This window comes from Asaia bogorensis (assembly GCF_900465345.1).
GTDB lineage: Bacteria > Pseudomonadota > Alphaproteobacteria > Acetobacterales > Acetobacteraceae > Asaia > Asaia bogorensis_A.
Window position 1 is genome coordinate 84,569 of sequence record NZ_UEGO01000035.1, and the last position, 17,725, is coordinate 102,293.

At 59.7% G+C, this 17,725-nt stretch carries 16 protein-coding genes; 11 read left to right on the top strand and 5 right to left on the bottom strand.

Features of this window, described 5'->3' with window-relative positions:
- Window positions 1-8 precede the first annotated feature (8 nt).
- Genes ED655_RS13735 through cobJ form a run of 3 tightly spaced genes read left to right on the top strand, consistent with a single transcriptional unit; the run spans window position 9 to window position 2,145 of the window.
- Complete coding sequence (locus ED655_RS13735; RefSeq protein ID WP_408735684.1) at window positions 9-668, top strand: precorrin-8X methylmutase; 660 nt, start codon at window positions 9-11, stop codon at window positions 666-668.
- Window positions 665-1,387, top strand: coding sequence for a precorrin-2 C(20)-methyltransferase (locus ED655_RS13740; protein ID WP_122050642.1), 723 nt, complete (start codon window positions 665-667; stop codon window positions 1,385-1,387). Before ED655_RS13735 ends, ED655_RS13740 begins: the two co-directional genes overlap by 4 nt.
- The gene (gene cobJ / locus ED655_RS13745) at window positions 1,384-2,145 is read left to right on the top strand and encodes a precorrin-3B C(17)-methyltransferase (protein ID WP_122050643.1); all 762 of its coding nucleotides are present in this window, start codon (window positions 1,384-1,386) and stop codon (window positions 2,143-2,145) included. The genes ED655_RS13740 and cobJ overlap by 4 nt, the downstream gene beginning before the upstream one ends.
- A 28-nt stretch (window positions 2,146-2,173) precedes the next feature.
- Here cobJ and ED655_RS13750 read toward each other — a convergent pair whose 3' ends face one another.
- Window positions 2,174-2,917: a cobalt-precorrin-6A reductase gene (locus ED655_RS13750; RefSeq protein WP_122050644.1), complete on the bottom strand. Its 744-nt coding sequence runs from the start codon at window positions 2,915-2,917 to the stop codon at window positions 2,174-2,176.
- A 3-nt stretch (window positions 2,918-2,920) separates the two neighbouring features.
- On the opposite strand from ED655_RS13750, the gene cbiE reads away from it, so the two are divergent.
- From cbiE to cobM, 3 genes are read left to right on the top strand one after another with little or no spacing between them, the layout of a single operon-like run.
- Window positions 2,921-4,156 (top strand): precorrin-6y C5,15-methyltransferase (decarboxylating) subunit CbiE, encoded by a 1,236-nt coding sequence (gene cbiE / locus ED655_RS13755; RefSeq protein ID WP_240993675.1) that lies wholly within the window; start codon window positions 2,921-2,923, stop codon window positions 4,154-4,156.
- A complete protein-coding gene (locus ED655_RS13760; RefSeq protein WP_162993536.1) occupies window positions 4,153-4,536 on the top strand; it encodes a cobalamin biosynthesis protein in 384 nt (127 codons plus the stop codon). Before cbiE ends, ED655_RS13760 begins: the two co-directional genes overlap by 4 nt.
- Complete coding sequence (gene cobM / locus ED655_RS13765; protein WP_122050646.1) at window positions 4,533-5,330, top strand: precorrin-4 C(11)-methyltransferase; 798 nt, start codon at window positions 4,533-4,535, stop codon at window positions 5,328-5,330. The genes ED655_RS13760 and cobM overlap by 4 nt, the downstream gene beginning before the upstream one ends.
- Window positions 5,331-5,446: 116 nt before the next feature.
- Here cobM and ED655_RS13770 read toward each other — a convergent pair whose 3' ends face one another.
- The gene (locus tag ED655_RS13770; RefSeq protein ID WP_122050647.1) at window positions 5,447-5,830 is read right to left on the bottom strand and encodes a helix-turn-helix domain-containing protein; all 384 of its coding nucleotides are present in this window, start codon (window positions 5,828-5,830) and stop codon (window positions 5,447-5,449) included.
- 85 nt (window positions 5,831-5,915) lie between these two features.
- Window positions 5,916-6,836, bottom strand: coding sequence for a LysR family transcriptional regulator (locus tag ED655_RS13775; RefSeq protein ID WP_122050673.1), 921 nt, complete (start codon window positions 6,834-6,836; stop codon window positions 5,916-5,918).
- Window positions 6,837-6,924: 88 nt separating this feature from the next.
- Here ED655_RS13775 and ED655_RS13780 point away from each other — a divergent pair, with 88 nt between their 5' ends.
- The 4 genes from ED655_RS13780 (at window position 6,925) to ED655_RS13795 (ending at window position 12,359) form a co-directional block, all read left to right on the top strand.
- Window positions 6,925-7,638, top strand: a complete 714-nt coding sequence (locus ED655_RS13780; protein ID WP_122050648.1) for a pirin family protein — start codon at window positions 6,925-6,927, stop codon at window positions 7,636-7,638.
- A 145-nt stretch (window positions 7,639-7,783) separates the two neighbouring features.
- On the top strand, window positions 7,784-8,050 hold the full coding sequence (locus ED655_RS13785) for a metal-sensing transcriptional repressor (RefSeq protein WP_122050649.1): 267 nt from the start codon (window positions 7,784-7,786) through the stop codon (window positions 8,048-8,050).
- Between the two features lie 12 nt (window positions 8,051-8,062).
- Window positions 8,063-9,256: an efflux RND transporter periplasmic adaptor subunit gene (locus ED655_RS13790; protein WP_240993677.1), complete on the top strand. Its 1,194-nt coding sequence runs from the start codon at window positions 8,063-8,065 to the stop codon at window positions 9,254-9,256.
- Window positions 9,257-9,263: 7 nt separating this feature from the next.
- Window positions 9,264-12,359, top strand: a complete 3,096-nt coding sequence (locus ED655_RS13795) for an efflux RND transporter permease subunit (protein ID WP_122050650.1) — start codon at window positions 9,264-9,266, stop codon at window positions 12,357-12,359.
- Here the strand turns inward: ED655_RS13795 and ED655_RS13800 are convergent.
- Entirely contained in the window at window positions 12,344-12,724 is a 381-nt protein-coding gene (locus ED655_RS13800) for a VOC family protein (protein ID WP_122050651.1), read from the bottom strand. The two genes, ED655_RS13795 and ED655_RS13800, sit on opposite strands and share 16 nt — an antisense overlap.
- A 256-nt stretch (window positions 12,725-12,980) precedes the next feature.
- A complete protein-coding gene (locus ED655_RS13805) occupies window positions 12,981-15,518 on the bottom strand; it encodes a TonB-dependent receptor plug domain-containing protein (protein WP_122050652.1) in 2,538 nt (845 codons plus the stop codon).
- A 1,255-nt stretch (window positions 15,519-16,773) separates the two neighbouring features.
- On the opposite strand from ED655_RS13805, the gene ED655_RS13815 reads away from it, so the two are divergent.
- Window positions 16,774-17,490 carry a polyprenol monophosphomannose synthase gene (locus ED655_RS13815; RefSeq protein WP_122050654.1) on the top strand — a complete coding sequence of 239 codons (717 nt, stop codon included), beginning with the start codon at window positions 16,774-16,776 and terminating at the stop codon, window positions 17,488-17,490.
- Window positions 17,491-17,725: the final 235 nt, after the last annotated feature.

Below are 17,725 nucleotides of genomic sequence, written 5' to 3' on the forward strand. Positions count from 1 at the left end.
GAAACGAGATGGCCCATGACCGAGGGGAGCGCATGACCGAAGAGAGTTACGACTATATCCGCGACGGCGCGGAGATCTATGCCCGGTCCTTTGCGACAATCAGGGCTGAGGCCGATCTTTCGGCTTATGGTCATGACGAGGCACGCGTTGCGGTCAGGGTCATTCATGCCTGCGGCATGATCGATATCACCCGCAATCTCGCTTTCGCTCCCGGCTTTGTCGCCGCGGCGCGTACCGCGTTGCTGGCTGGAAAGCCTGTCCTGTGTGACTCGGAAATGGTGGCTCACGGTGTGACGCGTGCGCGGTTGCCAGCCAATAACCAGGTCATCTGTACCTTGCGTGACATGCGGACACCGGAGCTGGCCAGATTTATCGGCAACACGCGCTCGGCGGCGGCGGTCGATCTTTGGGGGAGCGACCTGGAGGGCGCGGTCGTGGCGATCGGCAATGCACCGACAGCCCTGTTTCGCCTGCTGGAACTCATTCGGCAGGGCGGCAAGCGCCCTGCAGCCATTATCGGCATCCCGGTCGGCTTCATTGGCGCCGCAGAGTCCAAAGAGGCACTGGCAGCCTTCGATGAAATTCCCTGGGCCATCGTACGGGGCAGGCAGGGCGGAAGTGCCATGGCGGCTGCCTGTGTCAACGCGCTGGCCAGCGAGAGCGAATGACCGGTCTTTGCCAGATTCTCGGCATGGGGCCGGGTGACCCGGAGTTACTGACTCTCAAGGCGGTACGCTATCTTCAGGCCGCCGATGTCGTGGCGTGGTTCGCTGCTTGCGGCAAACCGGGCCACGCGCGTGTCATTGCGGGTGATCATGTGCCATCAGGTGCAGAAGAACTGCGTTTCGACTACCCATTCACCACGGCTGTGCCGGTGGAGGACCCGCGTTATCTGGTCGATATGGCCGCATTTTATGACCGCTGTGCCCAGAAATTATCAGGGGAGCTGGCGAAAGGGCGCCGGATTGCGCTTTTGTGCGAAGGCGACCCGTTTCTGTACGGGTCGGCCATGTATCTGTTTGACCGCCTCAGCCCGTATTTTCGCTGCGAGATCGTGCCGGGCATTACCGGGATGAGCGGTTGCTGGTCAGCCGCCCATCTGCCGATGGTGCATGGTGATGATATCCTCAGTGTATTGCCCGCAACGCTCGATGAAGCCAGTCTCTCCGCGTGGCTCGCACGGGGTGATGCGCATGTGATCATGAAGATCGGGCGCAATTTCGCGAAGGTGCGTGCGGCCTTGCAGCAAAGCGGACGCCATGAGAAGGCGGTGTATGTCGAACGCGGCACACAAGCCGGGCAGGTCTGCCTGCCGCTCGATCAGGCGCCGGAAAAAGCCCCTTATTTCTCCATGGTCCTCGTGCCGGGGCGAAAGCGGGCCCGATGAAGCCTGTTCTGTATATAGTTGGTCTTGGGCCCGGTGCTGCGGGTCAGATCACGGCTGAGGCGCGTGAGGCGTTGGCTGCGGCAACCGATGTGCTCGGTTACGGGCTTTATGTCACCCGCGCTTTTGCGCTGGGGGCAGGGGAGCGTGCAACGCCCCATGTGACGGATAATCGTGAGGAACTCGATCGCGCCCGTCATGCGCTCGATCTGGCGATGAGCGGGCGGGTGCCTGTGGTCGTCTCGGGCGGAGACGCGGGCATTTTCGGCATGGCGAGCGCCGTGTTCGAGGCCGTGGCAGGCGGGCCACCTGCCTGGCGTGCTATCGATATACGCGTCATACCCGGCATCAGTGCGGTGCTCGCCGCGGCGGCGAGGCTCGGGGCACCGCTTGGCGGCGATTTCTGTGTGATATCGCTCTCAGACAATCTGAAGCCCTGGGATATCGTGGCGCGCCGCCTGAAGGCTGCGGCCGAAGCCGGATTTGTGATTGCCCTTTATAATCCCCGTTCGATGGCGCGCCCTGGCCAGCTCGATCAGGGATTCGAGGTGTTGCGTCGGGTGCTGCCAGGGGAGACACATGTTGTGTTTGCCCGCGCCATAGGCCGCCCCGGAGAGCATGTCCTGCATGTGTCCCTGGCTCAGGCTAGGGGCGAGGATGCGGATATGAGTACGCTGGTGCTGATTGGCTGCGCCTTCACTCATCTGATCGAACGCCCCGGTGCCCCACCCTGGCTCTACACGTTGCGCCGCGTGCCCTGAAGCCGGGATCGCCGCTGGTTACGCCGACTTATGAGCCGCGAATCCTGATCCGTTCCAGCCATGTCATGGCGGCCTCGACCGTGTCGACTTCCTCGGCAGGCGGAAGAGGCGGGCGATCGACCATGATGACCTCGATACCAAGTTGTCGGGCCGCCTCCAGCTTGGGGGCTGTGGCCGCCGCACCGGCATTTTTTGTCACAAGACAATCGATGCGATGCTTGCGAAACAGGGCGAGTTCGTCATCAAGCCGGAAGGGGCCGCGTGCGAGCAGCAGCGTCGCGCCGTCTGGCAGCGCATCGCCTGGCGGATCGATACTGCGCAGAAGGTAATGATGCGGCGTATGTCTGAATGGATCGAGATCCTTGCGTCCTGTCGTCAGGAAAACCCGGCGCGGCGTCGTTCCCAGCATGGCGGGCACGGCGCTGACACTCGGCGCGTGGCGCCATATCGCGCCTGGTCCGGCTCGCCATGCCGGGCGGGTGAGGCGCAGCAATGGGCGCGAACAGGCCTTCGTAGCCGCAACGGCATGATGGCTCATGCGCGCAGCAAACGGATGGGTCGCATCAATTACTACGTCAGCCTCATGGCGGGTCAGCCAGGCGCTCAGCCCGGCGATGCCGCCAAACCCTCCCATGCGCATACGAGACGGAACCGGCAATGCCGACGCCGTGACACCCGCCAGAGAAAACGTGATATCATCTCTCCCCCGGGACTCCAGCGCGTGACAGAGCTCGCGCGCCTCGGTGGTGCCCCCCAATATCAGGATATGCATTCCTTGCCCTCACTCTCTCCCTGTTCAGGCGCCAAACGCTGGCTGACGATCATCGGCCTGGGAGAGGACGGGTTTGAGGCGCTTTCACGCAAGGCGCAACGGGCAATTCTTGAGGCCGATGTTCTGGTCGGCGGAAAGCGGCATCTGAGGCTTGTGGAGGGGAGGGGGCATGCGCTGCGCGAGACATGGCCGTCGCCCTACGGGCAGGCCATGCAGGCCCTGGCGCGTCATGAAGGACGCAATGTCGTTGTTCTGGCCTCGGGTGATCCGTTCTTCTTCGGGATTGGCAAGCAGATTGCTGCGCAGTTTGGCCCTGATGGGCTTCAGGTCATACCCTCACGCTCCTGCCTGACCCTGGCTTGCTCCAGAACGGGATGGTCCGCACAGGATGTCGGCCTTGTCTCGCTTTGCGGCCGGCCCATGAGCCGCCTTCTGCCCCATTTGCAGCCGGGTGCAAGGCTTGTCATCCTCTCGGCAGATGAGACGACGCCCGCCTCTCTGGCCGTATGGCTGGATGAGAAGGGATGCGACGAGAGCGTGATCCATCTGCTCGAGGCGCTCGATGGACCCGAAGAACGACAACGGGTGTTCCGGGCTCGCGAAGGTGCACCCGGCGATGTGGCGCGGCTCAACATGATGGCGGTCGAGATTGTGGCCGGCAGTAGCGCGTCATTGCTGCCTCTGGCCTGCGGTCTGCCTGACCATTTTTTCGAGCATGACGGTCAGATCACCAAGCAGGAAATACGCGCGATCACCCTCAGCGCCCTTGCTCCCCATCCGGGGCAGGTGTTGTGGGATCTTGGGGCGGGATCGGGGTCGATCGGTATCGAGTGGATGCTGCGCCACCCCTCGAACCAGTGCTTCGCGATTGAACGGAACGCAGAGCGTTGTGCGCGTATCGCCCGCAATGCAGAATCTCTGGGTGTTGATCAGCTTCACGTGGAACAGCGTGACCTGTCTGCGCCCCTGTCTGATCTTCCATTGCCCGATGCCGTGTTTGTCGGAGGCGGTATCAGCACGCCCGGATTGCTCGACCATGCGTGGTCTGCGCTTCGTTCCGGCGGCAGGCTGGTGGCCAATGCTGTCACGCTTGAGGGCGAGCAACGGCTTTTCGAGGCTTTTCAAGCATGGGGCGGTGCGCTATCGCGCATCAGCATGGAGCGTCTAGGACCGATAGGGACCATGCATGGATTCAGACCGGCCATGACGGTCACACAGTACAAGGCTGTCAAACCATGATCATGGGAGGATTGGGTTGCAGGCTCGAGGCATCCCCCGAGGCCATGATTGATGTGGTGAGGCTGGCTATCGAGCGCTGGGGCCTGCCGCATGGTTTTGCCGTTCCGCCGTTCAGACAGAACCATGCCGCCGTGCAGGCTGTGGCCCAGCTTTTCAAATTGCCTGTTACGGTGGTCGATCTCCTGTCTCTCGCCTCGGCCCAGCCGCGCTGTCTGACCCACTCCGAACGCGCCCGTATGACAATGGGATTCGGCTCCATCGCGGAAGGCTGCGCTCTGGCGGTTCTGGGGCCTCACAGCCAGTTGCTGGGGGCGCGACTTGCAGGTGACGGCGTGACCTGCGCCTTTGCCATCATCAAGGCAGGATCGCTGAGCCAGTGACCGTTCACTTTATCGGTGCAGGGCCGGGAGCCGCTGATCTGATGACGCTGCGGGGCCGTGCCATTCTGGAACGCGCACCGCTTTGTCTTTACGCGGGCTCGATCATCCCGCCCGAGATCCTTGCTTTCTGCGGCCCTGAAACCAGACAGATCGATACGGCGCCCCTTTGTCTCGATGAGATCGAAGCCTTGTTTGTCGCAGCTCATGAGGCCGGAGAGGATGTGGCGAGGCTCCATTCGGGCGATCTTTCGCTCTATAGTGCCGTGGCTGAACAGATCGTGCGGCTGGAGCGGCGGGGGATAGCCTATACGCTGACACCAGGTGTACCGGCTTTCGCCGCAGCCTCCGCCGCGTTGGGGCGCGAGTTGACAGTGCCAGGTGTCGTGCAGAGCGTAGTGCTGACCCGTCTGTCAGGACGCGCTTCGGCCATGCCCGGTGCGGAAACTCTGGAAGCCTTCGCAGCAACCGGCGCGACACTTGCCATTCATCTGGCGGTGCATCGACTGAATGAAATTGTCGATCGTCTGCTGCCATTCTACGGCCCGACCTGTCCTGTCGCAGTTGTGGCAAGGGCGAGTTGGCCAGAGGAGCGTTGTGTGCTGGGCAGCCTGGAAACGATCGTTTCGATCATGGCGGCTGAGCCTGAGGTGCGAACTGCGCTTGTCCTCGTCGGCAAGGCGCTCAAACCGGGCGTATTCAGGGAGAGCGCGCTTTATGATGCCGGCTATCAGCGTCGGTTTCGTGGTCGCGACATGGATGACAGGCTTCCTGAAATCCTGCGCCCGATTGTCTGAAGGCGTACAACACGGCAGCATTTTCTCTGTTATCTGGCCCTGTGTCGCTCTTGCAGGAGATGGCTGGACATTTGCGCATCCAACCATGCGCAACAGTCGTGAAAGCTACTCTTGCATCAGGCGGTCGCTTTCTCGGATGCATTCTGTTTGTGTACCTGCCGTTCCATCCATTTCTGGGCGGTGAGCTTCATCTCCGGATTGAGCAGACGATAAAGCCTCAGGAGATCATCTTCGTCGGGCGTCAGAACGGCAGGAATGTCTTCCTCGATCATGCCGGTAAGAAACGCTTCGGTTGAGACTCCAAACAAGTCGGCAAGTTTCGGTATATACTTTCTGAGACTACCTACGCGTCCTGTTTCCCAAAAAGCAACAGCGGATCTCGATACTCCCAATGTATCGGCAAGTTGCTGCTGGCTCATGCCTTGGCTCTTTCTGAGCATTGCAATTCGTCTCGTCAGAGCAAAACTTGGTGATATCTTTTTGGGTCTTTCGCTGTTCATTTTTTTTCGTCTCTATTATTGCGGGACATGCCCATGCCCAGCGTAGCAGAAAGGTTAATAAGTTATTACCCCGTCTTTCGTCAAATTATGCAGATTCACGCCAAGGCGACAGTTTTAACGCTCCGCCTATCTGGTGAAGGAAGGCGGATACCCGTGCAGGGTGCGAACGGCCTGGAGGGGTCAGCAGGCAGAGTTCGGTTTCCGGCAATGTCCATTCCGGTAAAACCCTCACCAATGTGCCAGTCTGCATATCGCGGGCAATCATGAATTCCGGGAATATGCCGAGACCGAGTCCGGCCCGGAGGACGGGCAGGAAAGCTTCGGCGTTGTTCGAACTGTACCGACTTGTCGGTGGCTCGACCTGAATGTTTTCCTCACCTCGGGTCATGCGCACCACAGCGGATGACTGCGTGCCAAGATAGACAAGGCCGTCATGTTGCCTGAGTTCTCTGGGATGGGATGGCGTACCATGTCGGGCGAGATAGTCCGGCGCAGCCACTAGGAAGAGTGGAATACGGCATAGATGCAGGGCACGCAGCGATGAGGGGGCATGGGCTGCGATACGTATGGCGATATCAAACCCGCCACCAATCAGATCGAGCTGAGCATCCGTATAGGTCATGGCGAGGCGTATTTCCGGATAGCGCGCCAGAAAATCCGGAAGCAGGGGCGCAACATGATTAAGGCCAAAGGAAATCGGGGCGGTAAGGCGCAACAATCCATGCGGGTGATGAACGGCCTGGCGCAATTCGGCCTCGGCAGCCTCGCCCTCGCCGAGAATTCGGTTGGCATGGGCCAGTACCCGCTGTCCTGTTTCAGTCAGGGCGAGCTGGCGTGAGGTCCGGTTCAGCACATAGGTGCCCGTGCTCTGTTCCAGACGTGCAATGGCCTTGGAAATGGTGGGACGCGACAGGCCAAGAGCCTGTGCTGCAGCACTGAAGGAGCCGAGCTCGACCACACGGGCAAAAATGGCCAGAGCCTCAAAGTCAGGCAAGCGTTGTGTCATGAAATGGAACCGATTTGTTGCCATTATTTCTATATATTGACGTATGCCCGATTGCCTATGGTCGATCATCACTCAGGAGGATTATCTCATGATCGACTACCGTCCATTTGCTTCGATCGGCCACGCCGACCATGGCTGGTTGAAGGCCTCGCATCATTTTTCCTTTGCCGGTTATCACGATCCTGCCCGTATGGGCTGGGGTGCGCTGCGCGTCTGGAATGATGACGAGATTGCACCGGATAGCGGTTTCCCGTCTCATCCGCATCGGGACATGGAGATCATCACCTATGTCCGTCAGGGGGCCATTTCACACCGTGACTCGCTGGGTAACGAGGGCCGGACCGAGGCAGGGCAGGTACAGGTCATGTCAGCCGGAACGGGGATCGTTCATAGCGAAGCCAATCTCGAGGCCATTACCACCACGCTCTTTCAGATCTGGATCCAGCCCGACCGGCGTGGTCACGCGCCCTCGTGGGGCACACGACCCTTTCCGGTCGAGGCGCGGGCCAATCGGTTGGTGACGCTGGCCTCTGGTGTTGAAGGTGACGACGATGCGCTGCGGATCAATGCTACGGCACGGGTCCGGGCGGCGACGATCGAGAAGGGTAGCGCGCTTGAGTGGCAGCTCGAGCCCGGTTGGTCGGGCTATGCCGTTCTGGCCTCTGGCGATGTCACCCTCGTCACTCCCGGATCGCGCGTGAAACTCGCTCCACGCGATGGGGCTGCGCTGCGTGACGAGGCTCTCGTGACAATCGAAGCAGCCAGCGTTTCGGAAATCGTGATTGTCGAAACGCGCGACTGATTATCAGGGCATGATGGGGCTTGGGCAGGCAATGCACCCATCATGCCAGGCAGTCTGGAAGGATCGCCCTTCGCCGGCGTCAATTGTGACGCTCGATGTCTGAACGTTCTTTCCTATACCCTCCCCCCTAGGGTATAGGGCGTTTATGAGCCCGCCGAATCATCGAAAAATCGCCCTTCGCCTCAAGCAGGCCCACGGCCATCTGGCGACGATCCTCGATATGATCGAGGCCGATCGAAGCTGCGCCGATCTGGCCCAGCAGATTCAGGCCGTCGAAAACACCCTGCGCAATGCCAAGCGTACCCTGATTCAGGACCATGTCGAGCATTGCGTGATTGAAGCGATGGAAGATGGCGGAACCGGGCGCGACGATGCCATGCGCGAATTTGCCCGTCTCGTTAAATATCTCTGACAGGGGCGTCGCATGATCAGATGTCTCGCCTCGATGCGCCGCAGGACTTTGGCGGTCTCTGTCGTTCTGACGGGTCTCGCGGTTTCATCGTGTTGCGCTGGCACGGCGCGGGCAGCGGAGTCCTGGCGTCATGTTTTCACGCTGCCTGAGGAGGCGCAGCGCAACGAGCATGTCGTGATCGTCTCGCTGTCACAGGGCGAGGTGTTCCCTTCAGTGCAGGCAATGGCACGGGTCGATGCCGATACGAGCCGGGTTATCGATATCCATGCAGCCGGTGCAGGCAAGGTCATGGCAGTGCATGTCACGCCCGGTCAGCCTGTCAAACGCGGCGAGGCCTTGATTTCCTACACCGATCACTCCCTGCATGAGCTTCAGCTTCAGCGTGAACAGGTCGATGCTGCCCTGGCTTCAGCGCGTGCCGGTGAGGCGGAGGCGACGATGCTCTATCGTCGCGGTGCGGCGCTTGTCGGGAGTGCGGTCTCACGCGGGGAGCTTGAACGACGCCGGATGGTGCTTGAACAGCAGCGCGGACTGGTGAAAGCCCGAGAGGCAGACCTTGCAACGCTCGAACACAGGCAGACGGAGGAATTCACCTCCGTAACCGAGCGGATCGTGCAGGACGAGGCATCGGATCTGATCAGCCCGGTCGATGGCGTCGTGCAGGCTGTGCGCACCTCTGTCGCAGCCGATATCAATGCGGGCGACAATCTCGTGACCGTGGTCGATCTCTCCCGCCTCTGGCTGAGCGCCGATCTCTCGCCCGAAGATGCTGCCGGGTTGGCACCCGGAGGCAAGGCGCGGTTTCGCCCAGCCAGTCAGGAAAAAGGACGGGTAATCGAGGCGCGGATTACCACCGTGGCGGGGCTCGCCGATCCTGCCACCGGACTTGTGCGCGTGGTCTGCACGCTCGATCATCCACCTTCTTCACTGCGCCCGGGCATGATGCTCGACGCGTCTTTCCAGACCGGCGAGGGGACGCAGGGCCTGCGTGTGCCGGTGGCAGCGCTTCAGCAGATTGATGGTGAGGATGTGGTGTTCGTCCAGCAGGATGCCACGCATTTCATGCCCGTTTCCGTGCAGGTCAGGGCGCGTGACGACGAGCAGGCCATTGTGAGCGGGGCCTTGCACGATGGCGACAGGCTGGTGGGCGAAGGCAGTTTCACGCTCAAATCAATGGCGCTGCTCTCTTCCATGACAGCGGACTGAGCGCGTCATGTGGGAATTTCTGCAGCGCAGCAAGCTTGCTGTACTCGCGCTTTGCGCGATGCTGGTCCTGGCGGGGCTGATGGTGGTGCCGGGCCTGCCGGTCGAGCCCGTCCCTGATATCTCGCCCCAGCAGGTGCTTGTTTCGGTCACATCGCCGGGCCTTGCGACGGAAGAAGTGGAAAAGCAGATTACCTTCCCGCTCGAAGCGAGCCTGACGGGACTGCCGGATCTGATCGATCTGCGCTCCGTTTCGCGCACGGGGCTTTCGGTCGTCTATCTGCAGTTCAGCGATACCTCCAATCTCGATCTCGACCGGACACGCGTCAATGAGCGTCTGCAAAAGGCCCGTGAGGCCATTGCCGTGCCGGTCAGTGTTGCGATGGGGCCACTTGCCACCGGCATGGGCGAGATCATGCAGATGCAGATCGATGGCGACGGACGTTATTCGCCGCTCGACCTCAACAGGCTCATGACCTGGTCCGTGGCGCCGCAGTTAAGGCTCTTGCCGGGCGTGGCTGATGTGAATGTCAATGGCGGGGCCGAAGAAACCTATACGCTGACCCTCGACCCGGCCCGCCTGCGTGCCCATGACATCGCGCTTGACAGGATCTATGCCGCGATAGAAAGCAATAATGCCTCATCGGGTGGGGGGTGGATTTCACGCGGGGCAGAGCAGCAGGTGGTTGTGGGGCGCGCCCTCGTTGGCTCGCTGGCCGATTTCGGGGCCATCCCTGTGGCGATGGGGGCCAATGGGTTGGCCATTCGCCTGCGTGATCTGGGCCGCGTCTCGTTTGAGGCGCGCCTGCGCCTCGGCGCTGTCACGCGCGATGGCAGGGGTGAAATCGTCAACGGTGTCGTTCTCATGCAGAAGGGCGCCAGTTCCAATGCGACGCTCGATGCGATTGACGCGGCGTTGCCAGCCATCCAGCAGACCCTGCCTCCGGGCGTCACGCTCAAGCCATTTTACCGGCGCTCGACCCTGACCGATGAAACCATACGCACCATCAAGGAAAACCTCGTTCTCGGGGCATGTCTGGTTTTTGTGACGCTGCTTGTCGTGCTGGGGAACTGGCGTGCCGCACTGGTGATTGTTTCTGTCATCCCTGTCTCGCTCGTCATGGCCTTTGTCGGAATGCGTGTTTTTGGCATTTCGGCCAATCTGCTCAGCCTCGGCGCGATCGATTTCGGTATGATAGTGGATGGCTCGCTGGTGGTGGTCGAGCATCTCATGGTCGAGCGCGCCCGCAACAGATCGGGGGAGAGCCTCGATTCACTGGCCATTCACACCGTGTGCACCGTGCTGCGACCGGTCAGCTTCGCCATTTTCGTGATTATCATGGTCTATCTGCCCATCCTGACCCTGCAGGGGGTGGAGGGCCGTATGTTCAGACCCATGGCGCAGACCATCATCATGGGGCTCGTGACCTCGCTCATTTACTGCTTTGCTGTCGTGCCGATCCTTTCTGCGCTTTTGATGCGTCATGCGCCGCAGGACCGCGAAACGCGTGTCGTCCAGTATCTCAGGCGCCGTTATGAGCCGGCTCTGGACTGGTGCGCTGCGCATACACGCAGTGTTTTCATGGGAACAGCCTGTATCTTCCTGCTCGCGCTCGTGCTCGCCTCACGGCTGGGCGGCGAATTCGTGCCCCAGCTTGAGGAGGGGGCGCTGGTGGTCAATGCCATGCGCCTGCCAAGCGCCTCTCTGCCCACTGTTCTGGCATCAGCAACGCAGGAAGAGCGCCTGCTGCGCAGTTTCCCTGAAGTCGAGACCGTGGTGAGCAATACCGGTACCGCCGCCATCCCGACCGATCCGATGGGAACGAACGAGACGGACAGCTTTGTGTTCCTCAGGCCACGTCATCAGTGGCGTGCGGGGATGACCCAGTCGAAGCTCGTGAGCGCCATGAGCGCCAAGCTCAGTCATGACCTTCCCGATGCGGCCTATTCCTTCACCCAGCCGATCGAGATGCGTATGGACGACCTGTTGTCGGGTGTGCGTACACAGCTGGCTATTTCGGTCTATGGCGATGATCTGTCGATGCTCGACAAGCTGGCCGCGCGTCTTGTAAGCGTGATCGCCTCGGTGCCGGGGGCTGCCGATGTCGCCCAGCAGGGTGAGGGGACGGTGGCGTATCTTCATATCGACATCAATCGCGATGCATCTGCGCGTCTTGGCGTTGCGGTGCCGGAAATTCTCTCCACCATCGAGGCGGTAGGTGGTCATATCGGGCGGCCGGTGATTATCGATAATGCCCTTATACCGACACAGATCCGCTTTGCCGGCGGTGCAGTGGCCAGTGCAGCCCGTATCGGCGGGTTGCAGATCAGGCGCGAGGATGGGCACGGCTGGGTTCTGCTCAAGGATGTTGCGCATATCACAGTCGATGAAACGACGGCGCGTATCGACCGGGACAGTCTGCGCCGTCGTGTGATCGTGCAGGCGAATGTGCGCGGGCGCGATGTCAAATCATTCGTTCTTGCTGCGCAAGCGAAGGTCGGGGCATCGCTGCATCTGCCTCCGGGCTACAGGCTCGAATGGGCGGGCCAGTTCCGCAATCTGGACTCGGCCATGACGCGCCTCGCGCAGGTTGTGCCCGTGGCTCTGGTTCTGATCTTCGTTTTTCTGGTGCTCGCTCTGGGCTCACCCCGGGCGGCGCTGCTGGTTTTCATCAACCTGCCGATTGCCGCCACAGGGGGTATTTTTGCCCTCGCCATCAGGGGGCTGCCATTCAGCATTGCCGCCGGAATCGGGTTCATCGCGCTGTTCGGGGTGGCCATTCTCAACGGTGTTGTGCTGGTCAGCCAGATACGTGATTACCGCCTGACGGGGATGGGCGCTGCCGAGGCGGCTTTTGCCGCGGCAAAAGCCCGCTTTCGCCCGGTTCTGGCCACGGCTTCGGTTGCCAGTCTCGGCTTTTTCCCCATGGCGTTTTCCGGCAGTGCCGGGGCCGAAGTCGAGCGCCCTCTGGCGAGCGTGGTGATTGGAGGGCTGATCACATCAACCCTCCTGACCCTGCTTGTGCTGCCGCTGCTCTATGCGCGGTTCTTCAGCCGGGAGGATGCGTCGTTTCCGGCGCAGGAGGCCGATCAGCCCATGCGGTGAAGGGCGCAGAGCTTGTTGCCGTAGGGATCGCGCAGATAGGCGAGATAGAGCGTGCCGATCGCGGATTCACGCGGGCCGGGGGGATTTTCGATGCTGGTGCCGCCATGCGCGACACCGGCCTTGTGCCAGGCATCGACAGCCTCGGGCGAGTCCGCCTTGAAACCGATCGTTCCGCCATTGGCGCCGGTTGCCGGTTCGCCATTCAGCGGCGTGGTGATCATGAGCCTGCCACCATCATGCGTATAGAACAGGCGGTTCGGGGGCATGATCTCACCCGGCGGACAACCAAGCGCGCCCAGAGCGGCGTCGTAAAACGCTTTCGAGGCTTCGAGGTCGTCACTGCCTATCGTGATATGACTGAACATGAACTCTCTCTCCTGCTGATGAACCCGGCATCCGAGGGCGCCTTTGACGGGTTCCCTCCACCATCCGGGGGCAGAAGGCTCTGCCGCATGGGAGGATCGGGAGATCGGGCAGGGCTGTCAATCCGGCCCCCCAGCCCGCTTTGCAGGCGCGCGGTGCAGGCAAGCGGAAGCGGGGTCTATACGGCAAAAAGGCCGGGAGCGTTTCCACTCCCGGCCTGAGCAGGCGATTTGCGATGTGAGGCTTGTCGCTGTGCGGTCAGAGGCTCGCGCTGACGCGCCCGAAATAATAGCCGCCGGTGAAGGGCACCTGATTGGAGAACTGGTCGTACATCGAACCACCCGCCGGGACGAGGTTGCCCGGAAGACGACGGGGGCGGACATTGAATACGTTATTCACACCAATCGAGGCATGGACGCGCGAGGTGATCTTGTAACCGACCTCCAGATCGGTCAGCCAGCGCGGGGTGTTCTTGAACTGGCCGAAGCAGGAATTGGAGTAGCGCAGGGCACCACCGCTGGCACAGGTTGCCGAGGCCGGGGTCCAGTCCTGATAGGTCATCATGTTGGTGGTTTCGCCATAACGGCTTTGGCGGATATTCACATCCCATTTGCCGATGGTCCACAGCGCGTTGAGAATGATCTTGCTGCGCGGTGTGGCGGTGGTGATATAGGCGATGGTCTGCTCGTTCAGCAGCGGCTTGCCGATGGTCGAAATGCCGTTGTGATGCAAGCGTGTGCGGTTGAGATTGAAGGCGGCAGTCAAAGCCAGATTGCCGTAATCATGCATACGCACCAGATAATCGGCCTTGATGTCCAGCCCCTGCGTGCGCGTGCTGGCACCATTCGAGAGGAAATAAGCCGAAGACGCTGCAGCATTGGTGGCCGTCGGAGAGACATCGAAACCGAAGGACCGTATTGCTTCGAGTGCCTGCGCTCCGCGCACCGTACCACCCTGTACGATACGGTCACGCAAATTGATCTGGTACACATCGGCCTCGACATGCAGGCCGCGCACCGGTTCCATGGTGAAACCGGCACTGGCGTTGACCGAGCGTTCCGGCTTCAGACCCTGCGCACCGAGCGACCGGGCGGCTGCGGATTCCACCGGCAGCTGACCGCCGACACTGCCTGTGCCGGCGAAGATATTCAGACGGCTGAAATGCGATTCCTGAAGTGTTGGCGCGCGGAACCCGTTGGCGATGGTGCCACGCAGCGCGAAGCGTCTGGTGAAATCATAGCGCGCTGAAAGCTTGCCGTTTTCGGTGTTCTCGGTGTCGGTATAATATTCATAGCGACCCGCGACATCGATGGAGAGCTTGCGTGTGGGGCGGAACGTTGCATCGACATAGGCCGAATAGATATTGCGATACCAAGTGCCTGCCGATTGCGGCGGAATACCGGCATGTTCCACCGGACCGCCATCGAGATAGGATTCAGGATTGCCGGAGATGATCTGATAGGAGTCCAGGCGGTGTTCGCCGCCGAAAGCCAGACTGACCGGCATGGACCAGATATTGAAGCCGCGACGCAGGTCGAGATTATTCGTCCATTGCGTATTTTTCTGGGTGTAGTCCCAGAATTTGCTCGGTGAGTAACCTGTGCGGGCCAGTTCGCCCAGATTGACGTTGTCGCGAATGCTGATGCGCGAATTATCGCCGCCATAGACGGTCGAGAGATTCCAGTCGAAGCCGAACAGGTTTTCGCCCTTGATCCCGAGTTCGGCGGCATAATCCAGCTCGTCATCGCCGGTGATGGGGCGCAGCTCCTCGATCCCCGCAGCCGGGACGACATAGGGGTATTTATAGGCCATCATATCGGCATGACGGTAGGCGAGCGTGGCCTGACCGTATAATTCGATTCCTTCGGCGAGAGGTTTGCCGAAATTAAGTGCAAAATTCTCACGTGTTTCGCGCGGTGTGCTCAGATAATCGGTCTTGCGGCCACGCCAGCTCTCCGATCCAGGTTTGACGCCCACAAAATAGTTCCTGGTATCGGCGCCGGCCGGCCAGTATCCCAGCAGGGCGTGATCCGGCCCCCAGGCTATGGCATGTTCGGTGTGATAAAACTGCGCGCCCAGATGGACATAACCATCCCTGCCAAGCTTGAACCCGCCATCGGCATCAAGCTGATATTGCTCACCACTGCCCAGATAGGCATTGGCGCCACCCTGTGCGCTGAGATTCAGGCCATGGTCCTTTTTCTTGGTGATGATATTGACCACACCGGCGATGGCATCAGAGCCATACATCGCGGCAGCGCCATCTTCGAGCACCTCGATATGGTCGATCATGTTGCCAGCCAGCATGTTCAGATCGACGCCTGACGAGGCAAATTGCGGCCCCGGCTTCTGCACGATATTGGCGGTGGAATGACGGCGCTTGCCATCGACTAGAACCAGCGTCTCGTTCGGCCCCAGACCACGCATCTGGATGGATGATACCAGCGAGTTGGTATTGGACCCTCGTGCGCTCATGGTGATGGAGGGATAGGTGCGCGTCAGCGCATTGGCGACGTTCAGCTCGCCCGAGCGCTCCAGCGTCTTGGAGGAGATCACCACGACGGGGCTGATGCTCTGGCGGGCCTTTACATGGCTTTCACGCGTGCCTGTCACGACCACCTGCTCGGCATCGTCCGCGCTTTTGACGAATTTGTTTTTCTTCGTCAGGGCCGTGGTCTTGTCGGCTTTTTTCTGTGCGACGTCCTGCGCCTCGGTGGCGCTTGCGGCATCGGCGGCGCGGCTCAAGAAGGGCGTGCAGGCAGTCGTTGCAACGAGGAACAGGGCAAGTCTTTTCACCGGTCTCTCCGACACGTGTCTTGGATGTAACGTGTCGCAAAAGCGTTACCGGGGGCATCTGAGTAAAGTTAAGCTTTTGTGGCAATATGTCGAAATATTTCTATTATATTATTATCTATTTCCATAAATCGTTAGTGAATTATGGGCGTATTTGTATTCATGAAATATGATTTTTATAAGTATGTATCTCGCAAGTAATTGTTATAATTTAGTAGGTGTCAATAAACCATAACATGGACTGGTGCTGTGCGGCCAAGGTAGAGCCTTTGCATTGCGTGTTATCTTTATCGCCTGTCTGGTGACGGTCTGTCACACGAGTGCCAGAGGGGGCGGAGCGCAGGACGCCGGGAAGTATGCCACTACTTTATAAATATATTTTTATTCCGGTTCGCGATCGGATTGCTCTGGTTATTGCGCATGAAGCAGACGCGTTATGGCTTCATGCTGTGTCATGAACTTGTCATCAAGCCAATTCGGCAATCCGACAGGCAATGGCCCCGAGACAGCCCATGATCATCAAGTTTTCCGATCAATTGCATATATGCAAACGAAGCAGGCGCGCGGAAATGTGGTGGCGACGAGGACGCGATCGGGAGATACGGGGAAAGAACGCGTCATGTCATGTCGTGACACGCCTTCAAGGCGTAAGCCTGTCGGCTGGATGCAGTTTCAATGTTTGCGAGCATCGAGGCCTGAGGGGCAGGGTTTGGCAGCCTTGCCTGGCTCGGAATTCGGGGGCATCGCCGGATCCATGCACTTTCGGTTCGGATTGGGTCAGGGTGATACCCGTGAAGCTGCAACTGGACGATTTTATCGGGGCCTTTCATCGCGCGCTCGCGTACTGAAAGCCTTGGCGAATTCCTCTTCGCACCATCTGGCGCGTGGCAGCGAAGACCTTGTGGTTTGACGGCAATGATACGGCACCATGCGTCCCGATCTGGAGCGTAGCAGCTGAAGGCTTGGTCATGCCGCACCATGTGGTGTCCACCATTCGATCTGGTATCATGGAGTAACGGCGCGTCAGCAGTCTCTCCTCTGCCTCTCAGATGCAGCGTGGCGGGCTTTCAAGGTCATCGGGCTGTCATCACCGATTTGTTACAGGATGCTTCCTGCTTCGCAGGGGAAGATAATCCGACAGTGAGACGTAAGCCCGATCGCCCGCCCGCCTCATGTTCTGGCAAGAATTGTTACAAAAGACCCGGTGTATAGCTGATCCTGGTCTTGATAGTATCGAGGTGAAGTTTCAGAGGAAAAAATGGCAGAAGCACCAATCCTGAGCATAATAATACCGTGCTACTGTGAAGAACAGAATGTCAGGCCTCTCATCAATGCGCTGGAAAAAACCCTCGGCGGCATCGCATGGGAAATCATTTTCGTTGATGACAATTCACCAGATGGCACGATCCATACGGTCCGAAACATTGCTGCCCTGGACCAAAGGGTGCGTGGCATCGTCCGTATTGGACGTCGTGGTTTGTCGTCAGCTGTGACCGAGGGGATATTATCCTCATCCGCAACGTTCGTCGCGGTCATGGATGGCGATCTTCAGCACGATGAGTCATGCCTTCTCCCTATGCTGGCTGCTGTGCAGGATGATCACTATGATCTCGCCGTTGCCAGTCGGCATGTTCTGGGGGGCGACAGTGGAGGGCTTTCGGGCTTCTGGCGTCGTTCCATTTCCCGTCTGGGCAATCTTGTGGCCATGTCGGCGTCGGCCCCGATCAATGATCCGATGAGCGGCTTTTTTCTCATGCGGCAGCGGGATTTCGAGGCGCTGGCTCCTCGTCTGACCGGGCATGGCTTCAAGATCTTGTTTGAGATCATCATGACGAGCCCGAAATCACTGCGGATCAAGGAGTGTCCCATGATTTTCCGGGAGCGTGCCCATGGCGAAAGCAAGATGACGCCAAGGGTCATCGGCCAGTTCTTCCTCGCTCTGGTCGAAATAAAGATACGAAACGCCTTCAGGTGATCACGTCAGTCGAAGGGGTGTTCCCGTGAAGCAACCGATCAGAACCCTTGCTGGATATTATCCGCATATCTTCCTGCTGTTTGCGGCCTTTGCAATACGGTTCATGACATTGGGGAATCCCATCCTTGAATGGGATGAGGAGTTCTATCTCTTTGGCGGGGGGCGCCTTCTGCAGGGCCATCTGCCTTACGTCGATTTTTGGGATCGCAAACCGATCGGGTTGTTTCTCCTTTAT